This is a genomic window from Streptococcus pacificus, assembly GCF_016481305.1.
GTDB classification, from domain to species: domain Bacteria; phylum Bacillota; class Bacilli; order Lactobacillales; family Streptococcaceae; genus Streptococcus; species Streptococcus pacificus.
Window position 1 is genome coordinate 72,911 of the sequence record NZ_JAENBO010000003.1, and the last position, 22,859, is coordinate 95,769.

Annotated in this window: 20 protein-coding genes; 8 read left to right on the forward strand and 12 right to left on the reverse strand. The window is 34.1% G+C overall.

The genetic code is table 11. From position 1 onward, the window contains the following. Positions 1-49: 49 nt before the first annotated feature. The gene (udk, locus tag JHK62_RS04610) at positions 50-682 is read right to left on the reverse strand and encodes a uridine kinase (protein ID WP_199575553.1); all 633 of its coding nucleotides are present in this window, start codon (positions 680-682) and stop codon (positions 50-52) included. A gap of 133 nt (positions 683-815) precedes the next feature. On the opposite strand from udk, the gene JHK62_RS04615 reads away from it, so the two are divergent. Further along, positions 816-1,910, forward strand: coding sequence for a DEAD/DEAH box helicase (locus tag JHK62_RS04615; RefSeq protein ID WP_199575554.1), 1,095 nt, complete (start codon positions 816-818; stop codon positions 1,908-1,910). Between the two features lie 48 nt (positions 1,911-1,958). Here the strand turns inward: JHK62_RS04615 and JHK62_RS04620 are convergent, their stop codons facing one another. The 3 genes from JHK62_RS04620 to JHK62_RS04630 form a co-directional block, all read right to left on the reverse strand. Next, positions 1,959-3,329, reverse strand: a complete 1,371-nt coding sequence (locus JHK62_RS04620; protein WP_199575555.1) for a polysaccharide deacetylase family protein — start codon at positions 3,327-3,329, stop codon at positions 1,959-1,961. A gap of 165 nt (positions 3,330-3,494) precedes the next feature. Next, a complete protein-coding gene (ptsP, locus tag JHK62_RS04625; RefSeq protein ID WP_199575556.1) occupies positions 3,495-5,228 on the reverse strand; it encodes a phosphoenolpyruvate--protein phosphotransferase in 1,734 nt (577 codons plus the stop codon). Between the two features lie 2 nt (positions 5,229-5,230). Then, a complete protein-coding gene (locus JHK62_RS04630) occupies positions 5,231-5,494 on the reverse strand; it encodes a phosphocarrier protein HPr (protein ID WP_018370043.1) in 264 nt (87 codons plus the stop codon). A 381-nt stretch (positions 5,495-5,875) separates the two neighbouring features. Here JHK62_RS04630 and nrdH point away from each other — a divergent pair, with 381 nt between their 5' ends. The 5 genes from nrdH (at position 5,876) to JHK62_RS04655 (ending at position 11,804) form a co-directional block, all read left to right on the forward strand. Continuing rightward, positions 5,876-6,100: a glutaredoxin-like protein NrdH gene (nrdH, locus tag JHK62_RS04635; protein ID WP_199575557.1), complete on the forward strand. Its 225-nt coding sequence runs from the start codon at positions 5,876-5,878 to the stop codon at positions 6,098-6,100. A gap of 3 nt (positions 6,101-6,103) precedes the next feature. Further along, positions 6,104-6,466: a class Ib ribonucleoside-diphosphate reductase assembly flavoprotein NrdI gene (gene nrdI / locus JHK62_RS04640; protein ID WP_199575558.1), complete on the forward strand. Its 363-nt coding sequence runs from the start codon at positions 6,104-6,106 to the stop codon at positions 6,464-6,466. Then, positions 6,456-8,615 (forward strand): class 1b ribonucleoside-diphosphate reductase subunit alpha, encoded by a 2,160-nt coding sequence (nrdE, locus tag JHK62_RS04645; RefSeq protein WP_199575560.1) that lies wholly within the window; start codon positions 6,456-6,458, stop codon positions 8,613-8,615. The genes nrdI and nrdE overlap by 11 nt, the downstream gene beginning before the upstream one ends. A gap of 11 nt (positions 8,616-8,626) precedes the next feature. After that, on the forward strand, positions 8,627-9,589 hold the full coding sequence (gene nrdF / locus JHK62_RS04650) for a class 1b ribonucleoside-diphosphate reductase subunit beta (RefSeq protein ID WP_199575562.1): 963 nt from the start codon (positions 8,627-8,629) through the stop codon (positions 9,587-9,589). Positions 9,590-9,956: 367 nt separating this feature from the next. Then, a complete protein-coding gene (locus JHK62_RS04655) occupies positions 9,957-11,804 on the forward strand; it encodes a YSIRK-type signal peptide-containing protein (protein ID WP_199575564.1) in 1,848 nt (615 codons plus the stop codon). 84 nt (positions 11,805-11,888) lie between these two features. Here JHK62_RS04655 and JHK62_RS04660 read toward each other — a convergent pair whose 3' ends face one another. The 5 genes from JHK62_RS04660 to dnaG form a co-directional block, all read right to left on the reverse strand. Next, complete coding sequence (locus tag JHK62_RS04660; protein WP_199575566.1) at positions 11,889-12,635, reverse strand: DUF3169 family protein; 747 nt, start codon at positions 12,633-12,635, stop codon at positions 11,889-11,891. Next, positions 12,625-12,840, reverse strand: coding sequence for a helix-turn-helix transcriptional regulator (locus JHK62_RS04665; protein WP_199575567.1), 216 nt, complete (start codon positions 12,838-12,840; stop codon positions 12,625-12,627). Before JHK62_RS04665 ends, JHK62_RS04660 begins: the two co-directional genes overlap by 11 nt. Positions 12,841-12,973: 133 nt before the next feature. After that, positions 12,974-13,309, reverse strand: coding sequence for a metal-sulfur cluster assembly factor (locus JHK62_RS04670; protein ID WP_199575568.1), 336 nt, complete (start codon positions 13,307-13,309; stop codon positions 12,974-12,976). Between the two features lie 11 nt (positions 13,310-13,320). Then, positions 13,321-14,430: an RNA polymerase sigma factor RpoD gene (gene rpoD / locus JHK62_RS04675; protein ID WP_199575569.1), complete on the reverse strand. Its 1,110-nt coding sequence runs from the start codon at positions 14,428-14,430 to the stop codon at positions 13,321-13,323. A gap of 9 nt (positions 14,431-14,439) precedes the next feature. After that, complete coding sequence (dnaG, locus tag JHK62_RS04680) at positions 14,440-16,245, reverse strand: DNA primase (RefSeq protein ID WP_281389897.1); 1,806 nt, start codon at positions 16,243-16,245, stop codon at positions 14,440-14,442. A 127-nt stretch (positions 16,246-16,372) separates the two neighbouring features. Between dnaG and mscL the strand changes: the two genes are divergently transcribed. Then, positions 16,373-16,741 carry a large conductance mechanosensitive channel protein MscL gene (gene mscL / locus JHK62_RS04685; protein ID WP_199575571.1) on the forward strand — a complete coding sequence of 123 codons (369 nt, stop codon included), beginning with the start codon at positions 16,373-16,375 and terminating at the stop codon, positions 16,739-16,741. 123 nt (positions 16,742-16,864) lie between these two features. Here the strand turns inward: mscL and JHK62_RS04690 are convergent, their stop codons facing one another. Then, a complete protein-coding gene (locus tag JHK62_RS04690; RefSeq protein ID WP_199575573.1) occupies positions 16,865-18,529 on the reverse strand; it encodes an RNase J family beta-CASP ribonuclease in 1,665 nt (554 codons plus the stop codon). 217 nt (positions 18,530-18,746) lie between these two features. Here JHK62_RS04690 and JHK62_RS04695 point away from each other — a divergent pair, with 217 nt between their 5' ends. Beyond that, on the forward strand, positions 18,747-20,399 hold the full coding sequence (locus tag JHK62_RS04695) for an Rqc2 family fibronectin-binding protein (RefSeq protein ID WP_199575574.1): 1,653 nt from the start codon (positions 18,747-18,749) through the stop codon (positions 20,397-20,399). Positions 20,400-20,437: 38 nt separating this feature from the next. Here the strand turns inward: JHK62_RS04695 and JHK62_RS04700 are convergent, their stop codons facing one another. Beyond that, positions 20,438-21,670, reverse strand: coding sequence for a tetratricopeptide repeat protein (locus JHK62_RS04700; protein ID WP_199575575.1), 1,233 nt, complete (start codon positions 21,668-21,670; stop codon positions 20,438-20,440). Continuing rightward, positions 21,660-22,829, reverse strand: coding sequence for an AI-2E family transporter (locus tag JHK62_RS04705; RefSeq protein WP_199575576.1), 1,170 nt, complete (start codon positions 22,827-22,829; stop codon positions 21,660-21,662). Before JHK62_RS04705 ends, JHK62_RS04700 begins: the two co-directional genes overlap by 11 nt. Between the last annotated feature and the right edge of the window lie 30 nt (positions 22,830-22,859).

The window sequence follows — 22,859 nt, forward strand, 5'->3', positions numbered from 1 at the left end:
TCTTTATTTGATGACTGTCAACCCTAGCTTTATGGCATGATTGACTATCTTAAGATAAATTTTTTCCAAGAATGCTGGCAATCTTGGTGTTAATTAAATCAAGGGCTACAAGGTTTGAAACACCTTCAGGAATAACAATATCAGCATAGCGCTTTGTTGGTTCAATAAATTGATGATACATCGGTTTAACAACAGAAGTGTATTGATCGATAATACTATTTAAGCTACGCCCACGTTCTTCCATATCTCTTTTAATCCGTCTAATAATTCTGATATCATCATCCGTATCGACAAATAGCTTAATATCCATCAAGTCACGAAGTCTTTTATCTTCGAGGACTAAAATCCCCTCAACAATAAACACTTCCTGAGGCTCTTGACGGTAGGTTTTCTCACTTCTTGTATGCTTTGTATAATCATAGATAGGAATATCGACTGGTCGACCAGAAATCAATTCATTCATATGTTCAATCATTAAATCCGTGTCAAAGGCTAAGGGGTGGTCATAGTTGGTGGTAATTCTCTCCTCAAAAGTGAGATGACTTTGATCTTTGTAGTAAGAATCATGTTCAATCATAGCAATATCAGAATTTTCGAATTTTGATAGAATTGCACGAGAGACACTTGTCTTTCCACTTCCTGATCCACCAGTAACGCCTATAATGATTGGTTTTTTACACATTAAATAAATTCTCCTAACTCTGTCTTTCTATCTATTTTACACTAAAAAATGGTATAATGAAAGAAAATGACAATAAAAACACCCCATCTTTCTTATCAAAAAGAAGATAATCTATAGAAAAATAAGGTAACACATGATTGAACAACTTCCAATTGTATGGCAAGAAAAATTAAAGGAACTTGCTTTTGAAACGTTAACACCTATTCAAGAAGCTATTTTTGAACCAATAAAAAATGGTAAAAATACTTTAGCAATAAGCCCCACTGGTACTGGAAAAACATTAGCCTATTTACTCCCAACCTTACTAAAAATCACCCCTAAAAAAGGACAACAACTGCTCATTTTAGCTCCCAACACCGAACTGGCTGGGCAGTTGTTTGAAGTTGCTAAAAACTGGGCGGAACCCTTAAAGTTAACTGTACAACTCTTTATTTCTGGAACTAGTCAAAAAAGACAAATAGAACGCCTTAAAAAAGGACCAGAGGTTTTGATTGGTACACCTGGTCGTATTTTTGAATTAGTGAAACACAAAAAAATTAAAATGATGGCTATTGATACAATCGTTTTAGATGAATTTGACGATCTTCTAAGTGACTCTCAATACCATTTTGTTAATCGCCTGACACATCATGTCCCTAAAACACATCAAATGATTTATGTTAGTGCCACAAATAGTGTTGATAAAACTGTCCTTGAAGAAGACACTGAAATTATTGATCTGTCTAATCAACTTCTAACAACCATTAAGCACTATTATTTATATGTCGACAAGAGAGACCGACTTGAAACCTTAAGAAAACTAGCTAATATTCCTGATTTTAGAGGTCTTGTCTTTTTTAACCGGCTATCTGATTTAGGAGCTAGTGAAGAAAAATTACAATTTAAACATATTAGAGCCATTTCTCTTGCTAGTGATGTGAATACTAGATTTCGCAAAGTCATTCTTGAAAAATTTAAAGCCAATGAGATTTCCCTTCTTCTTGGAACAGACCTTCTAGCAAGGGGGCTTGATATTGAAGATTTAGCATACGTGATTAATTACGACCTGCCCAGCAGTAAAGAAAGTTATATTCACCGCTCAGGTAGAACCGGACGCATGGGTAAATCAGGAATTGTCATTACTTTAATCACCCATAAAGAAGAATTAAAGCAATTAAAAAAATGGGCAACTATTTCAGAGGTGAAACTAAAAAACCAGCAATTACAATTTAAGGGAGAAAACTTTTAACTATTAAAAACTCTTGGTGTCTAAATAGAAACCAAGAGTTTTTAATTATTAATAGCCATATAATTCACTAATCGTCACAAATTCATAGCCTTGTGAGATAAGATAATCAATCACAGTTGGTAGAGCATCAACAGACGTTTGATGGATATCATGCATTAAAACAACACCACCACTTCCTAAAGTCGCTTTCAGATTGGTCATAATTGATGGTGTATTTCGCTCCGCCCAATCTCTAGTATCGACTGTCCAAAAGACAAGTGGTAAACCAACGTCTTGGGCAACCTGCGGATTAGAATCGCCATAGGGAGGTCGAACTGTCTTTGGCGTTACTCCTGTTGCATTAGCAATAGCATCATTTGTGGACTTGATTTGCCACTTGATTTGCTCAGAGGTTAAACTGGTTAGAGCTGGATGATCCCAAGAATGGTTACCAAGTTCATGACCTGAAGCGACCATTCGCTGTAATATAGCTTCATTTCCAGCAACATGTGATCCGAGAATATAAAAGGTCGCCTTAATATGATATTTAGCTAAAATGTCAAGTACTTGTGGTGTTGTTTGAGCGCTTGGTCCATCGTCAAAGGTTAGAGCAACCACTTTCCTACCTTGATTAGCTATTTTTTTTCGGTTTTCTTCAGCCTGCTTCGCTTTTTCTGCAGCAATCCTTGCTTCTTCAGCTTCTTTTTTCTTAACTTGGTATTCCTGATAATGGGTTAATTCTTCACCAGAAAGATAAGTCTCATCAATATTATCATAAAAAACTGAAAATGGGATTTCTGCATCATCACCTAATTTAATAAGTCCTGGCTCAAAAGAAAAATAATTACTAGCTTTTCCAGTTTTCTTAAATTCAGCAACCACATCTAACTGCTTAATCTTGGCTAATATTATTTCTTGATTGTCAATTTTATTTTCTGTTAAATAGTTTGTAATTGCAGTTACTAGTTGACTTTCGTCACCTTTCACCAAGTCCTTTAAATAAAAAATCTGTCCATTTTCATGAATATAATATTCTCTCAAAGGATTTTCATTTAATTTCTCAATAGTAAACCATTTTGATTGATAAGTTGTTTTATAAATAGTTAATTTTTTGATTCCTTGTAAAGGAGATTCTTCTGCTTTAACATTAAGAAAAACAAGTTGATTTTTTTGACGAGGGTCTATTTTTTCATCTTCTTTATTCCAGTATTCAAGTTCGGTCTCAACAGCCTTAGACTCTATTTGAGGTAACATAAAAAAGGTAGTCTTGTCCTTACTTTTTTTGACAGTAATATCCGTTGATTCAAAAAGTGCTTTCGCTTTTTTCTTTTCAGATTGGATGATTTGTTTTTCTTGTGTTTCCATGTACCATTGTCTTATAAAAATAGCTCCAACAACAACACTTAAAATCACACAAACTGCTAAAATATATTTTTTCATAACTCACACGTCTCTTTACTACATCTAAAATCTTATTTATAAATAACATATTTTATTATACATGAGATAAATCATCTTTTCAATGAAAAAACAATTTAGTAACGATTAAGTAGGTAAACGTCATTCGGTAAATAAACAAAAAAGCAGAGTTCCCTCTGCCTTTTATTAATCAACATTTAGATATTCTTTTTGTAATTCAAGTACTTCTTCTGCTGTAGCACATTCTGTTAAAGCACGTTCTGCGTACTCTTTCATTTTTGCAGTGTCTAAACGTTTCATTAAACTTCTAGTTCTTAGGATAGAAGTGGCACTCATTGAGAATTCATCAAGTCCCATTCCCATAAGTAATGGCACAGCTCTTTGATCACCAGCCATCTCACCACACATACCAGTCCATTTACCTTCTGCGTGAGACGCTTTAATCACGTTATTGATTAGACGTAATAAAGAAGGGTTATATGGTTGATACAAGTAAGAAACCTGTTCGTTCATACGGTCAGCTGCCATTGTGTATTGGATAAGATCGTTAGTTCCAATAGAGAAGAAATCAACTTCTTTAGCAAATTGATCTGCAAGCATTGCAGCTGCAGGAATTTCAATCATAATACCTACTTGAATATCATCAGCAACAGAAATACCTTCTGCTTGTAATTTCGCTTTTTCTTCTTCATAAATAGCTTTTGCTTTACGGAATTCTGTTAAAAGAGCAACCATAGGGAACATGATGCGTAAATGACCATGAACTGACGCACGAAGCAATGCACGAAGCTGTGTGCGGAACATTTGATCGCCTGTTTCAGAAATTGAAATACGAAGGGCTCTGAAACCTAAGAATGGATTCATTTCATCTGGAAGGTCGAAATAAGGAAGTTCTTTGTCACCACCAATATCCATGGTACGAACAACAACTGGTTTACCATTCATTCCTTCAAGAACTGACTTATAAGCCTCATACTGTTCTTCTTCAGTTGGGAAATCTTGAGAATCCATATATAGGAATTCTGTACGGTATAAACCAACAGCTTCCGCACCATTATCATTAACACCTTCAATGTCTTTAGGTGTTCCGATATTAGCTGCCAATTCAAAGTGTTTACCGTCAGCAGTAACCGTTTCAGCATCTTTCAATAATGCCCATTCCGCTTTAAGGTCAGCGTATTCTTTTCCAGCTTTTTTAAAGGAAGCAATCTCTTCATCACTAGGATTGATAATAACTTCCCCTGTAATACCATTAACTGCAATGATATCATCGTTTTTAACTAATTCAGTAATATTGTTAGTTCCTAACACAGCAGCAATTTCTAAGGTACGTGCCATAATAGCTGAGTGACTTGTACGGCCACCAATGTTAGTAACAAATGCTTTAACATATTTGGCGTCTAACTGAGCGGTATCAGAAGGTGTTAAATCATGAGCAATCACAATAGATTCTTCATCAATTGTTGCTGGATTTGGTAATTTAACGCCTAACAAATGCGCTAATACACGTTTAGAAACGTCGCGAATATCTGCAGCACGTTCTTGCATGTATGGATTATCATCCATGTTTTCAAATAAAGTCACAAACATATCAGTGACTTCTTTTAAACCACTTTCAGCATTTACTTGTTTTGCACGAATGGTTTCTTTTATTTGACCAATCATTTCTGGGTCAGAAAGAACCATTAAGTGAGCATCAAACACGGCTGCTGCTTCTTCACCAAGACTATCTACTGCTTTTTCACGGATAATAGAAAGCTCGTCTTGTGATGCTGTTAAAGCAGCATCTAAACGAGCTTCTTCTGAATTTGTATCTTCAACAGTTACAGTTTCAAATGACAAATCCGGTTGAGTCAGTAAATATGCCTTAGCAACAGCAACACCATCAGACGCTGCAATTCCTTTTAGCATTTTTGTCATAATTAAGCCAATCCTTCTTTTGTCATAGTTTCAACGATAGCAGCAAGTGCTTCGTCAGCATCAGCACCTTCAGTTGTAATCGTTACATCTGCCCCTTGGCCAACACCAAGACTCATAACACCCATAATTGATTTAAGGTTAACTGCTTTACCTTTATAATCTAAAGTAATGTCAGATGCAAATTTACTAGCTGTTTGAACTAATAAAGTTGCTGGGCGTGCATGAATACCTGTTTCTGCAACAATGTGAAAATCTTTTGAAGCCATATGATGGTTCTCCTTTATGTATTATCTTTTTAGTTGCCCTTGGCAACCCTTACATTTTTTTATTATAGCACATCACCTATATCTTTTCAAGAATAAAATAATAAGCTGAAATTTTTCATATGCTTTTTCTTTCGTTTTCATTAATAATCTTTTCTTTATTACCTAGATTAGTACAGCTAAGATAAAAACATTTTTGATATTTTCTTTCAATAATATCTACTTGTTATCAAAAAAGAATAGCTTGAAAACACCATATATAGTGACAGTTTGAAACAATAGGCACTATATTTAGTGATTTTTTGGTTTTTAGTTCTTGCCTTTTTCACCCATTTAAGGTATCCTATAAAAGTATTTAATTTTTAAAAAATGAGGAGATGAAAAATGGCAAAAATTACTATTTTTTCAAAAAATAATTGTATTCAATGTAAGATGACTAAAAAATTTCTAATTGAAAACCAAGCTGATTTTGAAGAGATCAATCTTGATGAAAATCCTGATAAAATTGATTATGTCAAAAATTTAGGGTTTAGTGCTGCCCCTGTTATTGAAGCAGGTGATGTTGCTTTCTCAGGTTTCCAACCAAGTCGTTTAAAAGAAATAATCTAAACAATGATAACAATAGTTTTTTATTCTCTAACTGGCCAAACCAGAAGATTTATGAAAAAATTATCCTATGATAACACACTTGAGCTAAAACGAAATAAAGAAAATCCTGATATCGATAATGATTTCATCTTGATTGTTCCTACATATGAAGATGGGCTTGATTTTATCGATGACTTTCTTGATAGAAACCGTCAGTATTTTAGAGGTGTTATTGGTTCTGGTAATCGTAATTTTGGGCCAGAATTTTGTCACGTCGCAAGACGTTTATCGAAAACTTACCATGTTCCTGTTCTCTACGAGTATGAATTTAATGGTACAGATGAAGATGTAGAAAAAGTTAAAGGAATTATAAAAAATGAGTCTTAAAAACCTTGGCGAAGTCTCTTACTTTCGCTTGAATAATGCTATTAACAGACCAGTTAATGGTAAAATCCCACTTAATAAAGATAAGGAAGCCCTAAAGGCTTTCTTTGAAGAAAATGTGATACCAAATACCATGACCTTTTCTTCTATTGCTGAAAAAATCGACTATCTGATTGATAACGACTACCTTGAGGAAGCTTTTCTTAAAAAATATGACTTATCATTTATTGAAGAGTTAGTTGCTCTTATTAAAGCACAAGATTTCCATTTTAAGTCTTTTATGGCGGCTTATAAATTCTATCAACAGTACGCGCTAAAAACTAATGATGGAGAGCATTACCTTGAAAGCATGGAAGACCGTGTGCTTTATAATGCGCTTTATTTTGCAGATGGCAATGAAGAATTAGCCAAATCAATGGCACTTGAGATGATTAACCAACGTTACCAACCTGCTACTCCTAGCTTTTTAAACGCTGGACGGAGTCGTCGTGGTGAACTCGTCTCTTGTTTCTTAATCCAAGCAACTGATGATATGAACTCAATTGGTCGCTCCATTAACTCAGCGTTGCAATTATCACGTATTGGTGGAGGCGTTGGGATCTCACTAAGTAATCTTCGTGAGGCTGGTGCTCCTATTAAAGGATATGAAGGGGCAGCAAGTGGTGTGGTGCCTGTAATGAAGTTATTTGAAGATAGCTTTTCCTACTCTAATCAATTAGGTCAACGTCAAGGAGCTGGTGTCGTTTATCTTGATGTCTTTCATCCAGATATCCTAGCATTTCTATCGACTAAAAAAGAAAATGCGGATGAAAAAATTCGTGTCAAAACCTTATCACTTGGTGTCACAGTCCCTGATAAGTTTTATGAATTAGTACGAAAAAATGAGGACATGTACCTCTTTAGTCCTTATTCCATTGAAAAAGAATATGGTGTACCGTTCAACTATATTAACATTACTGAGAAATATGAGGAACTAGTCAGCAATCCTAATATTACTAAAACAAAAATCAAGGCACGTGATCTAGAAACTGAGATTTCTAAACTACAACAAGAATCAGGTTACCCTTATATCGTTAATATTGATACTGCTAATAATAGTAGTGCTATTGATGGACGTATTATTATGAGTAACCTTTGTTCAGAAATTTTACAGGTTCAAGAACCAAGTACCATTAATGATTCACAAGAATTCCTTAAAATGGGAACAGATATTTCTTGTAACCTTGGATCAACCAATATTGTTAATATGATGGCATCACCAGATTTTGGAAAATCTATTAGAACAATGACTCGTGCCTTAACATTTGTTACTGATAATTCAAGTATCGAAGCTGTTCCTACCATTAAAAACGGTAATAATAAAGCACATACAATCGGTCTTGGTGCCATGGGATTACATAGTTATTTGGCTAAAAATCATATTCAATACGGTAGTCCAGAATCAATTGAATTTACCGATATTTACTTCATGTTGATGAATTATTGGACGCTTGTTGAATCTAATAATCTCGCTCGCGAAAGAAAAACAAGCTTCTTCAACTTTGAAAACTCAAAATATGCTGACGGATCTTACTTTGAAAAATACTTGACCGGTGAGTTTCAACCAAAATCAGAATTAGTGAAGGCATTATTTAAAGATCACTTTATTCCTAGTGCAAAAGATTGGCAAGCACTCAGTGACGCCATCCAAAAAGATGGTCTCTATCATCAAAATCGTTTGGCTGTTGCTCCAAATGGTTCAATTAGTTACATTAATGATGTCTCAGCAAGTATTCATCCTATTACACAACGTATTGAAGAACGTCAAGAAAAGAAAATTGGTAAAATTTACTATCCTGCATCAGGTTTAGCAACTGACACCATTCCTTACTATACGTCTGCTTACGACATGGATATGAGAAAAGTGATTGATGTCTATGCTGCTGCTACTCAACATATTGATCAAGGTCTATCATTAACTCTGTTTATGCGTAGTGATATTCCTTTGGGACTCTATGAGTGGAAAACAGAAAGAAAACAAACCACTCGTGATTTGTCAATTCTTCGAAATTATGCCTTCCATAAAGGTATCAAGTCAATCTACTACATCCGTACATTTACTGATGATGGGGAAGAAGTTGGCTCAAATCAATGTGAAAGCTGTGTCATCTAGGAGAGGAAAATATGACTTATTATAACGCGATAAACTGGAATGAAATTGAAGATGCCGTTGATAAATCAACCTGGGAAAAGTTAACAGAGCAATTTTGGCTTGATACTCGTATTCCCTTGTCAAATGACCTTGATGATTGGCGTAAACTCTCAGATGTTGAAAAAGATTTGGTTGGTAAGGTTTTTGGTGGCCTAACACTGCTTGATACAGTTCAATCTGAAAGTGGAATGTATCAACTAAAAAAAGACGTAAGGACACCTCACGAGGAAGCTGTTTTCAACAATATTGAATTTATGGAGTCTGTCCATGCCAAATCTTATTCTTCTATTTTTTCAACCCTAAACACAAAATCAGAGATAGAAGACATTTTTAAATGGGTTTCTGAAAATCCTTATCTGCAAAAAAAAGCTGAAATGATTAATGAAATCTATGTTAAAGGTGACCCATTAGAGAAGAAAATTGCTAGTGTTTTTCTAGAAACCTTTCTCTTTTATTCAGGTTTCTTTACACCCCTTTACTATCTTGGGAACAATAAGCTGGCTAATGTGGCAGAAATCATTAAGCTGATTATTCGTGATGAATCTGTTCACGGTACCTATATTGGTTACAAATTCCAACTAGGGTTTAACGAACTATCCGATGCTGAGCAAGATAAACTACGAGACTGGATGTATGAACTGCTTTATCGTCTCTACGAAAATGAAGAGAAATACACTAAGTACCTGTATGATCCACTCGGATGGACAGATGAGGTAATGGTCTTTCTTAGATATAACGCCAACAAAGCCCTGATGAATCTTGGCCAAGATCCACTATTTCCAGATACTGCAGATGATGTTAATCCTATCATCATGAATGGTATCTCAACAGGTACAAGTAACCATGACTTCTTTAGTCAAGTCGGAAATGGTTATCTCCTTGGAACCGTTGAAGCAATGACTGATGATGACTATCTCATCGGACTTGATAAATAACAACATATAGAGGTCGGTACAAAATGTATCAACCTCTTTTTTAAAGGGTAATTTCCTAAAAACTGTTGAACGAAAAGGAAACTAGTCTTATACATTTTTCGATATAACATCCAATAAAAGTTGACAAGAAAACACCTTATTTAAAGTGACTGATTTTCATATTTAAAACATCTTAAAGTCATGCTTTTTTGACATAATATATAATACGTTAATAACTCTAGAGAATGCTTTGTATTGCTATTTTCATGAAAATCATCTGAAAAAATTCTAGTTTTTTCGTATCATTTTCTATTTACAAAGATTCAAAAGGTTGCTATAATATTTCGGTACATTTTTAAAATTAATTTTTACAAGGAGTTTTGAATAAATGAAACCAGAAAAAAAGACAAAATATTATCTACGTAAATTAGCGATAGGTGTTGTTTCTATTTCTGTAGCTTTTTTATTTTTAGGAAACCAAGCAAGTTTAGTTTTAGCAGAAGAAACCAATAATAACCTTTCAACTGAAATCATCGCACCAGATGTTTTAGAAAATAGTCTTGATAGACATATCAATACACTTAGAGAATTAGAGTCTTTAGAAATGACAGCTAGAGAAGCAGGCTATACAGATATAGCTATTGCTGTTCGAAATGCACTCAATGAAGCACGTAATACTTTTCCTGTTAAAAGTAATAGTTCAGTGGAAAATTTACTAGTGGATTTCCCAACTTATGGTATCAGTTTTGAAGATTTAACCAGATTAAACACTTCATTAACGACCGTCTTTTTAAATAACGATAAAATTCTTAAAGAAAGAGAAAGCGACAAAAAAGCACCACAACCTAAAAAAGATATACAAACTATTAAAAATGAGCTTAATGCCAAATTAGCTGATGAATTATCTTCTGTTAACTCCCAAAGTAAAATGGGTAAATACGCTTATCTTTCTGGTGAAGACAGAATTGCTTTTGAAGCAAAACTAAGACCTCTTTACAATGCTGTTGATAATGCTAGTGAAGCTGAACTTAACGATATCAGCAACAAAACAGATGCGATTATTCAAGAAATAGTCACAAAAAATGACCAAATAAAAAACCAACAAGAAACTCAAGCGCTTAAAAATGAGCTTAATGTCAAATTGGCTGACGAATTATCTTCTGTTAATTCTCAAAGTAAAATGGGTAAATACGCTTATCTTTCTGGTGATGATAGAGTTTTCTTTGAAGCAAAACTAAGACCTCTTTATAATGCTGTTGATAATGCTAATAGAGAGGAATTAATCTCTATTAAAAATCAAACTGAAGCTATTATTCAAGAAATTATCGCAAAAAACGAAGAAATTAAAAACCAACAAGAAATCCAAGCGCTTAAAAATGAGCTTAATGCTAAACTAGCTGACGAATTATCTTCTGTTAACTCTCAAAGTAAAATGGGCAAATACGCTTATCTCTCAGGTGATGACAGAATTGCTTTTGAAGCAAAATTAAGACCTCTTTATAATGCTGTTGATAATGCTAATAAAGATGAATTAATCTCTATTAAAAATCAAACTGAAGCTATTATTCAAGAAATAGTTGCAAAAAACGACGAAAGAAAATCTAAGAAGCAATCTATCCCTTGGACTGAGTTAACGCCGGCTCAACCTATCAAGCCTGAAAAACAATCTATCCCTTGGACTGAGCTAACGCCGGCTCAACCTATCAAGCCTGAAAAACAATCTATCCCTTGGACTGAGCTAACGCCAGCTCAACCTATCAAACCTGAAAAGCAATCTATCCCTTGGACTGAATTAACGCCGGCTCAACCTATCAAGCCTGAAAAACAATCTATCCCTTGGACGGAGTTAACGCCGGCTCAACCTATCAAGCCTGAAAAACAATCTATCCCTTGGACCGAGTTAACGCCGGCTCAGCCTATCAAGCCTGAAAAACAATCTATCCCTTGGACCGAGTTAACGCCGGCTCAGCCTATCAAACCTAAAAAACAAGAAAAACCAAAGTCTGAAACTGAACCTAGCACTCAAAACATAAATCAGCAAACAGATAATGCTTCCACCAATAGTAAAACTAGTGGTGAAAACAAATCACAACCACAATCTCAAGCAATCAAAAAACAAGAAAAACCTGAACTTCCAAAAACAGGTGATCAAATGACAAGCAACTACTTTGGTCTAATCCTATTAGCTTTTGCTACTGGATTGTTGGGATTCCTAAAAAAAGAAAACCAAAATTAATATTTTGGGCTAATCATTAATAAAAAGTGAAGGTTAAAATTAGCCTTCACTTTTTGCTTGTTTTTATTCTTATTGGAAAGATTATTATTTATAATAATCTCTAACAGACTTAAATTGCATCAAGATAATATATAAGTGAATAATGGTGACAATGATAAGTCCTAAAAAGGGAATAGATCTTGTTAATACACTATAGATAAATAACATGATTTCTATGGTTGGTAAGACATATCCTGAAAGACTCATAACAATTGTAAAACTAGACTTGTATTCATTTAATAATTCTGCTTCATCTTGTTGAAGAATATTATTTGACAATTCTTTCACAGTAGGAAAAAGAGGTATGTCTATCTGACGCACGTCCGAATAGAATTTCATTAGCCTACCTTGTAAAAAAATAACAACAAAAGTCATGGCGATATCAAATAGGAACAATAGAACAGTTGCAAATTTAAAGTCTGCCAAATGATTTGCAGATAAAACAATGCAAAAGAAACATAAAATAGAGGATAAACTATTAAATATCAAACTATAATCATGCTTTTTATTAATACTAACATAGAGTTCTTCTGAAGAATCATCTTTTTGATAAGCTTGATATAATTTTTTGGCATCTCTAAATAAGAAAATGGCAGTAAAAAATAAAATGACATAGATAAGCCTAACAGCAAAAGATGTCAGTGAAATAATATTATTAATCTCTAATTTAATAAAAGACAATTTATTAAAACCAAGCCCACTAGCAAAACCAATAATCCCACCAGTAATGCCACCTAGCAATAATAAACTAACAAGATTTCCATAGTTATCTTTGTTTTTTCTATTTTTCATCTTCTTCTCCTTCTAAGCGAAAAACATTATCTACCGGCTCTTTAAATATTTGAGCAATTTTCAAAGCAATTAAAATGGAGGGTAGATATTCGCCTCGTTCAATTAAACTTATCGTTTGCCTGGACACTTTTGCCAATTGTGCTAATTGGCTTTGATTTAAGCCATCTCTAGCCCGTAATTCCTTTAAGCGATTTTTGACAATCATTTAATCACCTCTTTTTCATCATTATTGTAACATATCATAACAAAAACGACAACTATCGTTGTCATTTTTGTTACTATCATTGTCATTTTTATAATGTAAAAACTCTATGATTTTTTATCATAGAGTTTCTTTTTTATTTTACGCCTAATGCTATTCTAGCATAACGACTCATTTTATCAACAGACCAAGCCGGGTACCAGACCAGCTTCACATCAATCTTTGTCACCTCAGGGACAGTTTTCATGACATCATGAATCTGATCAGTCAATAAATCAGCCAAGGGACAACCCATAGTTGTCAAAGTCATATCAATTTCTGTTTCACCATTGTCATCAAATCTGATTTCATAGACAAGACCAAGATTGACAATATCAATACCTAGTTCAGGGTCAATGACTTGTTCAAGAGCCTTTAAAATCTTACCCTTGATGACATCTACTTCTTCAAGAGAATAGTTTTTTTCAGACATAAGCACCTCTTTTAATCTTCAATAAAATCACGTAATTGTTTACTACGACTAGGATGACGCAGTTTTCTCAGAGCTTTTGCTTCAATTTGACGAATACGTTCACGAGTGACATTGAAAACCTTACCAACATCTTCTAAAGTTCTCATTTTGCCATCATCTAATCCAAAACGTAAGCGAAGAACATTTTCTTCACGGTCAGTTAGTGTATCTAACACTTCATTTAGTTGCTCACGTAAGACAACACGTGTGGTATAATCAATAGGATTTTCAATGACCTCATCCTCGATAAAGTCACCAAGATGACTATCATCTTCTTCTCCAATTGGTGTTTCTAAAGAAACTGGCTCCTGTGCTATTTTCAAAATTTCGCGAACTTTATCTGGTGTCATCTCCATACGTTCCCCAATCTGTTCAGGGGTAGGATCTTGACCAAGTTCCTGTAATAGATTACGCTGTTCACGAACTAATTTATTAATTGTTTCAACCATATGAACAGGAATACGAATAGTACGTGCTTGGTCAGCAATGGCACGAGTAATAGCCTGTCTAATCCACCAAGTGGCATAGGTTGAAAATTTGAAGCCTTTTGAGTAGTCAAACTTATCAACAGCTTTCATCAAGCCCATATTGCCTTCTTGAATTAAATCAAGAAACTGCATACCACGACCGACATAACGTTTGGCAATTGAAACCACTAAACGTAGATTGGCTTCTGCTAATCTTTGTTTGGCTAATGCATCTCCTTGGTCAACTAAAACAGCTAGTTCTTTTTCTTCTTCGGTTGTTAAAAGTGGCACAACACCAATTTCTTTTAAATACATCCGAACCGGATCGTTTACCTTGGCAGAGTTACTGCCAAGCAGTTCTTCATCGGTTAATTCTTCTGGTTTAACTTCTTCAACTGCATAGGTATTTGAAGGATTTCCTTCCTTATCGGTAATTGAAATACCGCCATCTGTCAGACGTTCTAATAAGTTCTCAATTTGGTCAGCATCTAACGTAAAAGGAATGACCAGTTTTTCTGTTATTTCATCATCAACAGCCGTTCCCGCTTTTTTATGATTACGAATAAAGTCTGCGACTTGCACATTATACGTTGATATTTCTTTTTTACTTACCATAATTCTCCTTTATTCCATGTGACGCTTTTGTTCAATTAAAGCTTCAAGCGCTGATAGGGCGCTTTCAACATCCCCTTGATTACTTGATTCCCGGATATACTGACTTTGCTTTTTCAAGTCTTGCTCTTTTAAATAGAAGTTTCTCCGTTCTTCAATATCTTCAATTTCATGTTCAGCTATCTCATCAGGTAAATTTTCTTCTAAAACCTGATAATAAGCTTGTCTCTGGCTATCCGTTACTTGAGCCAAATCTAAAGTCGTTAATTCTCCTTTATCTTTTAAAATACTATATAAAAATTGTAACTCTCTTGTTTCAAATCTAAAATCATCTCTGTTTCTAAAAGAATTTAATAAGTGTTCATGATGAAGTAACCGATGAAACAACTGATTTTCAGCTTTTAGCAATCCCGTAGTATGACCTACTTTTTGAATCTCTTGATTCACAGATGAAACACGCAAACTAGTATTTGATTTCTCTGAACGTTTGCTTAGCCGATAATTATTGACAACCTGCTCAACTTGAAGATAATCAAAATCTGGTAATTTTTCAGCCAATTTATAGATATAAGTATTTTGAGCCGTCAGTGACTTTTCTTTAGCAATTAGTTGAGCCATTTGATCAACATAAGAAATCTCAGCTTGAAGATTATCACTATTTGTTGGCATATAAAATTGCATTAAAAATTCAATGCTACTAATTCTTGACTGTTCTAAAAGTCTTACCAACTCCTGTTCAGAGTACTTCTGAACAAATTCATCTGGATCCAACTGCTGTGGCATTTTCACAATTTCAACGGTTAAATCACTCAGTAAATCTAAGGCTTTTGTAATTGCTTCTTGTCCAGCAGAGTCACCATCATAAGTTAAAATAACTTTTTTGGCAAATTTCTTTAGATGCCTAACATGGTCAACTGTTAAAGCAGTCCCCATGGAAGCAACAGCATTTTTTATTCCAGAACGATAAGCCGCAATAACATCCATAAAGCCTTCCATGACGTAGACTTCATTAGTTTTTTTTATGACAGCTTTAGCTTTATCTAAATGAAACAATTCATAAGATTTATTAAAAAATGGAGTTGTTCTTGTGTTTTTATATTTAGCTTGATTTTGACTGAACTCATCATTTGTCCAAATACGACCAGAAAAGCCAATATAATTACCCGAATCATCCGTCAAGGGAAACATAATCCGATTTCTAAAAGCATCATACAATTGATTGCTCTCACTGATATTAAATAATCCTGATGAGGTCAGCTCTTTCTCCTCATACTTAGAAGAAATGCTCTGAAAAAGATAATTGTTCTCATCTGGAGCCAAACCAAGATTAAAATAAGCTATCAATTCATCTGTTAAGCCACGATCATAAAGATATTCTTTGGCCTTTTGACCAACCGTCGTTGTCATTAATACAGCATGATAAAACTTAGCAGCATCTTTATTAAGCTCAAAAATAAGATGATGAGGGTGTTTTTTTTGCGTTTGCTCCCCCAATGACTGACTACTAATTGTAAAACCAGCTCTTTCTCCTAAAATTTTGACACTCTCTAAAAATGAAATCTGATGATACTCTTCAAGAAATTTAAAAACATCACCAGACTTTCCACAGCCAAAACAGTGATAGAATTGCTTATCTTCAATAACATTAAACGATGGGGTCTTTTCTTGATGAAAAGGACACAAACCAAGGTAATGACGACCAGATTTTGTGAGTTCAACAACCTCACCAATAATATCAACAATATTAACGCTATTTTTGATGTCAGAAATCATTGCTTTATCTATTGCCAAATCATCACCTCTACACAAAAATCCCATTGTAATTTTACATTTCATTATAGCACAGTCGTTTATAATTGTAAATTTTAAAAACTTATTTACTTGCTTTTCGTAAAAAAATAAGTTATAATTCACAAGAATCAAATGTGAAAGGAGCACAAAACATATGATTAAAGACCTTAAAAACTTTCTGTTTAAAGGAAATGTCCTTGATTTAGCTGTCGCTGTCATTATTGGAGGTGCTTTTGGTGCTGTCATTACTTCTTTAGTTGAAGATGTGATTACACCAATTATTGGTATGATTGTTGGTCAACCCGACTTTTCAAGTATCAAAATTGGCTCTATTGCTATTGGTAACTTTATCAATGCAGTTGTGAGTTTCTTGATTGTTGGCACAGTTCTCTTCTTTATTGTTAAAGCTGCTGAACGTGCAATGGCTGTAGGTAAAACTGATGAAGTTGTTGAAGAAGAACCTGCTGGACCTACTCAAGAAGAACTACTTATTGAAATTCGTGATTTATTAGCAAAAAAATAAGATTTTCTAAAATAAATTTTGAATCTGAAATGAAAGACAAACACTAAAGTTAGTGTTTGTCTTTTTTATTTTCAAATTATTAATTTTAATCTTGAATTAATCCATTGGTTTTAGTAATAAGCTTTACGAACGAACTTCCATAACAACCGGTAAAACTGCTGGACGACGTTTGGTTTGTTCAAAGAGGAACTTACTAACAGCGTCGCGAATGGAAGATTTTAATTCGCCCCATTCAAATGTATCTTTGGCTAAATAATTCTCCACGGTTGTATTTACCAACTCAGCACTGTCAATCAAAATATCTCTACTCTTCTTAACATAGACAAAGCCGCGTGTGTTGACTTTTGCTTTAGACACAATTTTTTTCTCACGTTTATTAACGGTAATAACGACAATGAAAATACCATCTTCAGATAACACTTTACGGTCTCTCATGACAATATTACCTACATCACCAATCGCATTCCCATCTAGTAGGACATCATTAGCAGGAACAGTTCCTTCTTTTAAGAAACGATCCTTTTGTAGAACCATGACATCACCACGTTTCATAATATAGATATTCTCAGGGAACATACCTATTTCTTGAGCTAACCCAGCATGTGCTGCCAACTCACGATATTCTCCTTGAATTGGGAAAAGATACTTGGGTCTCATTAGATTAATCAATAACTGTAGGTCTCTACCGTTGGCATGACCTGAAACTCGTAAGTTTTTCGTGATGGATTGGACAACACCACCAGCTTTATAAATCATGTTTTCAACACGCGCCACAATTGCTTCACTAGCTATGCTTGGTGTTGTGATAATATAGACAAGATCCCCATCTTTAATTTGGACATAACGATGACGACCTGTCGACATTTTTCTAAGTCCATTAATGGGTTCACCCATACGACCCGTTTCAAGAATAATCAACTCACTATCATCAAATCTATCCATTTCTTTAGGTTTGATTAATAATTTTTTATCAGATAGGGATAATTTTTTCAAATCTATGGCTGTTCTAACAATGTTTTCAGCATCAAACCCTGTCAAAACAACACGACGACCGTGCTTTTCAGCAGCATCAAAAACTTGTTGAATTCTAACAAGGTTACTTGCTACCGCTGCAACAATAATACGACCTTCCCAATCAGCAATGACATTATTAATTTCATCGCCAACTTCTGCTTCACTAGCAATTTGGAAATTACTTTCTGCATTGGCAGAATCTGAAAGAAGAGCCAAGACACCTTCACTACCAATTTCTGCTAATCTGGCAAAGTCAGTTTGATATAGTTCACTTGCTGCTTGGTCAAATTTAAAGTCACCAGTATAAACAATGTTACCTTCTGAAGTCCCAATCACAATTCCTAGACTCTCAGGAATAGAGTGTGTTGTTCTAAAGAAGGAAATAGTGTTTTTACCAAATTCAATTTCAGTATCACTATCAACAATATGGAAATTTTTAAATTTTTTAGTGGCATCATTTGCTTTAACAACTAATTTAGCTAGGGCAATTGTTAATTCAGACCCAAATACAGGCGCTTTCACTTCTTCTAGTAAGTAAGGCAAAGCCCCAATAGCATCGGCATGCCCATGAGTCAAAAAGATGCCCTTCACTCTATTTTTGTTTTCAAAAACATAGTCTAAATTAGGGATAACCACATCCACACCCAACTGTTCGTTTTCAGGATACTTCAATCCTGCATCTAAAATATAAATGGCTTTACCAACTTCTACTATATAGAAGTTTTTACCATTTTCTCGTACACCGCCAAGGGCAATGATTTTTATGTTTGTCACTCTTTTCTCCTTAATATTTTTTTAATACTAACGGTCCTTGCTTTTATACAAGTCGAATTACAGCGATTGCAACAAAGTTGCATACCCCTTTAGTATACAACTTTTCAACCTTTTTTTCAATGAAAGGCAATTAAGATTTGCTTTTAAAAATAGCATTCATACGATTTATAAAGGAACTATGGTATAATAAAATCACTAAATTGAAAGTGAGAATGCTATGTCTTTTGATGGCTTTTTTTTACACCATATGATTAAAGAGTTAAGGGAGGAACTTCTTTTTGGCCGGGTTCAAAAAATTAATCAACCCTTTGAAAATGAATTGATTTTATCGATTCGTCAACACCGCCAAAATTATCGATTACTTCTATCTGCCCATCCCGTATTTGGACGCCTTCACATCACACAAGTAGCATTTAATAATCCTCAAACACCAAATACCACTACCATGATTATGCGAAAATATCTGCAAGGGGCTGTGATTGAAGACATCAAACAATTAGATAATGATCGTGTTGTTGAAATGACCTTTTCTAACAAAAATGAGATAGGGGATAACATTAAAGTCACCTTAATGATTGAGATTATGGGAAAACATTCCAACATTATCTTAATTGATAAAAACGAGGCTAAAATCATTGAATCAATCAAACATGTTGGCTTTTCACAAAATAGCTACCGAACTATTCTACCAGGTAGCACTTATGTTTTGCCTCCAAAAACTGAGAACATCAATCCTTTTGATATCTCTGATGAAAAATTATTTGAAGTTTTACAAACCAATGACTTGAGTCCTCGTCATCTGCAAGTTCTGTTTCAAGGTCTTGGTAGAGACACTGCAAGTGAACTCAGTCAACGATTGACCAAGGAAAAATTCAAAGCCTTTCGTTCTTTTTTTGAACAAACAACCAATCCCAGTCTGACTGACAAATCCTTTTCAGCCATTTTATTCTCAGACTCAAATGAGACATTTACAAGCCTCTCAGAGCTGCTAGATGTTTATTACAAAGACAAAGCACAAAGAGATAGAATTAACCAACAAGCCAACGATTTAATCCATCGCGTTAAAACAGAAATACAAAAGAATCTTAAAAAACTAAAAAAACAAGAAAAAGAACTTGAAGACACAGAAAACGCTGAGGAGTTTCGTCAAAAAGGTGAGCTGTTAACAACCTTTTTAACAAGTGTCCCAAATAATCAGGACCAAGTTGTGCTTGATAATTACTATACAGGAAAAAAGATTAAGATTTCACTCGATAAAGCGTTAAGTCCCAACCAAAACGCACAACGTTATTTTAAGAAATACCAAAAATTAAAAGAAGCTGTTAAGCACCTCAGTCACCTATTAATAGACACCAAAGAAACGATTGCTTATTTAGAAAGTGTCGAAACAGCTCTTGGTCAAGCAACCATTTCTGAAATTGCTGATATTCGAGAAGAATTAATTGAAACAGGCTTTATCAAGCAAAAAAGACGTGATAAACAGCATAAAAGACAAAAGCCTGAACAGTATCTAGCTAGTGATGGTAAGACAATCATTCTAGTCGGAAAAAACAATCTCCAAAATGATGAGCTATCCTTTAAAATTGCCCAAAAGAATGATCTCTGGTTTCATGCCAAAGATATCCCTGGTAGTCATGTGATTATTCGCAATAATCCTAATCCCAGTGATGAGGTAAAAACCGATGCCGCAGAACTAGCAGCCTACTTCTCTAAAGCTCGATTATCAAATCTTGTTCAAGTAGATATGATTGACGCTAAAAAATTAAATAAACCAACCGGTTCAAAACCAGGATTTGTCACTTATACTGGACAAAAGACCTTACGTGTTACACCTAACGAAGAAAAAATTAATAAGATGAGAAAATCCTAACAAATCAAAAAACACTTGATGACTCAAGTGTTTTCTTTTTAGTCCCATTCTTCTAATAGATGAACAATTTCCAAGTCATCTGGAACCAGTTTAAGATAGTTTTCACCAATAGCTCTCATCTTCTTAGTATCACCGTATTCTCTTAGTACATAAAAATAATCTTTAAGAAATTCTGGATTATCTTTTAAATCCTTTGACAATTCCTCATAAGCTTTCAAGCTTTCTTCTTCATTTTCAAGAGCTTGATAAGCTTTAGCAATATTCCATCTGGTTAAAACATTGTCGATAGACTCTTTTGCTAAAGCAATAATTTCCTCATAACGTTCTTCTTCCAGATAAAGGGTTGTTAAGCGTAAAAAGACTTCTTCTTTGTCTTCTACAAGTTGTTGCGCTGATAATAAATAGGTTTCAGCTGCTTTAGAATCATGAGTCTCATAAGATAATTGAGATGCCAATAAAAGTAGCTGGCTATCAAATTCATTTTTAGCTAACCCTTGCTGAGCAACCTTTAGAGCTTCTTCAATCTGGTCTTCTTTATGAAGTGACAAGGCATAAACATATTCATACCCAGAAAAATCTCCAGAAAGATTCTCTAGTTGTTTAAAATAAATATTAGCTTTTTGATATTCTTGTTGTTGGTATAAAATAGTTGCTAATTCAAAAAGAGTCTCTTCACTGTAATCCAGCTCTAAAGATTTTTCTAAAAATTCAATGGCTGCCTCAAATTTGCCTAAACTAGCATAGGCCTTTCCAATGCGTTGGTAGGTTGAAACGCCAGTTAGTTCAAATAATTCTTGGTGGTCTAATTTAGCATATTCAGTTATAGCTTCTTTATAATGCTCAAGTGATAATTCAATTTCAGCCAAACCAAAAACAACAAGTGGGTCATGACTTAGTTGGGTTGCTTCAACTAATTTTTCACGAGCAACATCTGTCAAGCCTTCCATATCATATAAATCAGCCATCACTAAAAGAGCTGGCAGATAATACTCACTTTCCTTTGAAATCTCATCAAGATATAAAAAGGCAGTTTCAATATCTCCTTCTTCAGCAACAATTTGAGCAAGATTAATGGCTACTTCAGGGTAATGTTTTTTTAGTTTTAAATAAATAGCTTTTGCCTGAGGGAAAAAACCAATACTCTCTAGGTATTCTGCTAAAGACAGCAATAACGCCTCATCATCATGAAGAAGAGCTTGATTAAAATAATAATCTGCATCTTCTATATTCTTATTTTCAATTGCCTTTAGCATTTTTTCACTATTTGTCATCTGTCTTCTCTCTTTTATCGTCTTCATATAGTCCACTAACTGACTTGTACCATTCAAATAATTCTATAATCACAACTTTTAGTGATGCATAAACTGGAATTCCAAGTAAAACACCCCAAAGACCAAACATTGAACCTGTGGTCAATAAAATAAATAAGATGGTGATTGGGTGAATATTTAATTTACTACCCAAAACAAGTGGTGTCACAAAACGGCCTTCAATGGTTTGTTCGATTGTAAAAACAATGATAACCTTTACAAGCATGATTGGCCCATCTACCATGGCTAGAATAACAACCGGAACCATGGCTAGAAAACTACCTAAATAAGGAATCATATTTAAGAAACCAGCCATTATTCCTAAAGTAATGGCATAAGGTAGTTGAACGATATTAAACATGATTGAAAACATTAAACCAACAACAATGGCAACCGTCACTTGTCCTTGAACATAGCCTGATAACTGTTTATTAACATCCGTCAAAATACGTGCCATTGGTTTTCTAATTTTTGTTGGTAAATATGACACGATAGCCCCTTTGATTTGATCACTATCTCTTAAAAGATAAAATAGGATAAAGGGAGAAATTAAAAGAGCTAACATGACTTTCGTCAAAGCCGAAGCAAATCGACTTGCCCAATCAACAGCCTGGCTAGAGAAGCTTTGAACAAAATCAATAGCCGTCTGGCTAAAATTATCAATCATTTCTGATAACTGGGGACGCATGGCTTCTAGTCGATCATCTTTTAATAACTCTGTCAATTGCCCTTCTAATTGTGTTATATAATCAGGTAAGTTCTTAATAAAAGAGGATATTTGTGTTTGAATGGTTGGAACAATACTAGCAATTCCTAAAACCAAGAGGCCCAAAACCATGATAAAAACAATGGTAATGGAAGCAATTTTATTAAGTCCTTTTTTTTCTAAAAAAGAAACAATTGGCTCTAAAAGATAGTACAATAACCCTGAAATCACAATTGGTAACATGATAATAGAAATAATTGTAATAACAGGTTTAAAAATAAAACTAATTTTTGTTAAAACAAAAATATTTAAAAAGACTAGTAGCATTGATAATAAAACCACATTGGCTTTATTATCTATAAACCATTTAAAAAACCAGCTGAAACTAAATTTTTTGTCTCTGAAATTATTCATAGTATCCTCTTTAAAATTTTATAATAAATA

Bases quoted from the DNA above. Each gene is read 5' to 3' on its own strand.
- dnaG (WP_281389897.1), bottom strand. From the start codon at position 16,245: ATGGGATTTTTGTGTAGAGGTGATGATTTGGCAATAGATAAAGCAATG.
- JHK62_RS04665 (WP_199575567.1), bottom strand. From the start codon at position 12,840: ATGATTGTCAAAAATCGCTTAAAGGAATTACGGGCTAGAGATGGCTTA.
- JHK62_RS04670 (WP_199575568.1), bottom strand. From the start codon at position 13,309: ATGTCTGAAAAAAACTATTCTCTTGAAGAAGTAGATGTCATCAAGGGT.
- ptsP (WP_199575556.1), bottom strand. From the start codon at position 5,228: ATGACAAAAATGCTAAAAGGAATTGCAGCGTCTGATGGTGTTGCTGTT.
- udk (WP_199575553.1), bottom strand. From the start codon at position 682: ATGTGTAAAAAACCAATCATTATAGGCGTTACTGGTGGATCAGGAAGT.
- JHK62_RS04705 (WP_199575576.1), bottom strand. From the start codon at position 22,829: ATGAATAATTTCAGAGACAAAAAATTTAGTTTCAGCTGGTTTTTTAAA.
- JHK62_RS04700 (WP_199575575.1), bottom strand. From the start codon at position 21,670: ATGACAAATAGTGAAAAAATGCTAAAGGCAATTGAAAATAAGAATATA.
- nrdE (WP_199575560.1), top strand. From the start codon at position 6,456: ATGAGTCTTAAAAACCTTGGCGAAGTCTCTTACTTTCGCTTGAATAAT.
- JHK62_RS04630 (WP_018370043.1), bottom strand. From the start codon at position 5,494: ATGGCTTCAAAAGATTTTCACATTGTTGCAGAAACAGGTATTCATGCA.
- JHK62_RS04655 (WP_199575564.1), top strand. From the start codon at position 9,957: ATGAAACCAGAAAAAAAGACAAAATATTATCTACGTAAATTAGCGATA.
- nrdF (WP_199575562.1), top strand. From the start codon at position 8,627: ATGACTTATTATAACGCGATAAACTGGAATGAAATTGAAGATGCCGTT.
- JHK62_RS04695 (WP_199575574.1), top strand. From the start codon at position 18,747: ATGTCTTTTGATGGCTTTTTTTTACACCATATGATTAAAGAGTTAAGG.
- rpoD (WP_199575569.1), bottom strand. From the start codon at position 14,430: ATGGTAAGTAAAAAAGAAATATCAACGTATAATGTGCAAGTCGCAGAC.
- nrdH (WP_199575557.1), top strand. From the start codon at position 5,876: ATGGCAAAAATTACTATTTTTTCAAAAAATAATTGTATTCAATGTAAG.
- mscL (WP_199575571.1), top strand. From the start codon at position 16,373: ATGATTAAAGACCTTAAAAACTTTCTGTTTAAAGGAAATGTCCTTGAT.
- JHK62_RS04615 (WP_199575554.1), top strand. From the start codon at position 816: ATGATTGAACAACTTCCAATTGTATGGCAAGAAAAATTAAAGGAACTT.
- JHK62_RS04620 (WP_199575555.1), bottom strand. From the start codon at position 3,329: ATGAAAAAATATATTTTAGCAGTTTGTGTGATTTTAAGTGTTGTTGTT.
- JHK62_RS04660 (WP_199575566.1), bottom strand. From the start codon at position 12,635: ATGAAAAATAGAAAAAACAAAGATAACTATGGAAATCTTGTTAGTTTA.
- nrdI (WP_199575558.1), top strand. From the start codon at position 6,104: ATGATAACAATAGTTTTTTATTCTCTAACTGGCCAAACCAGAAGATTT.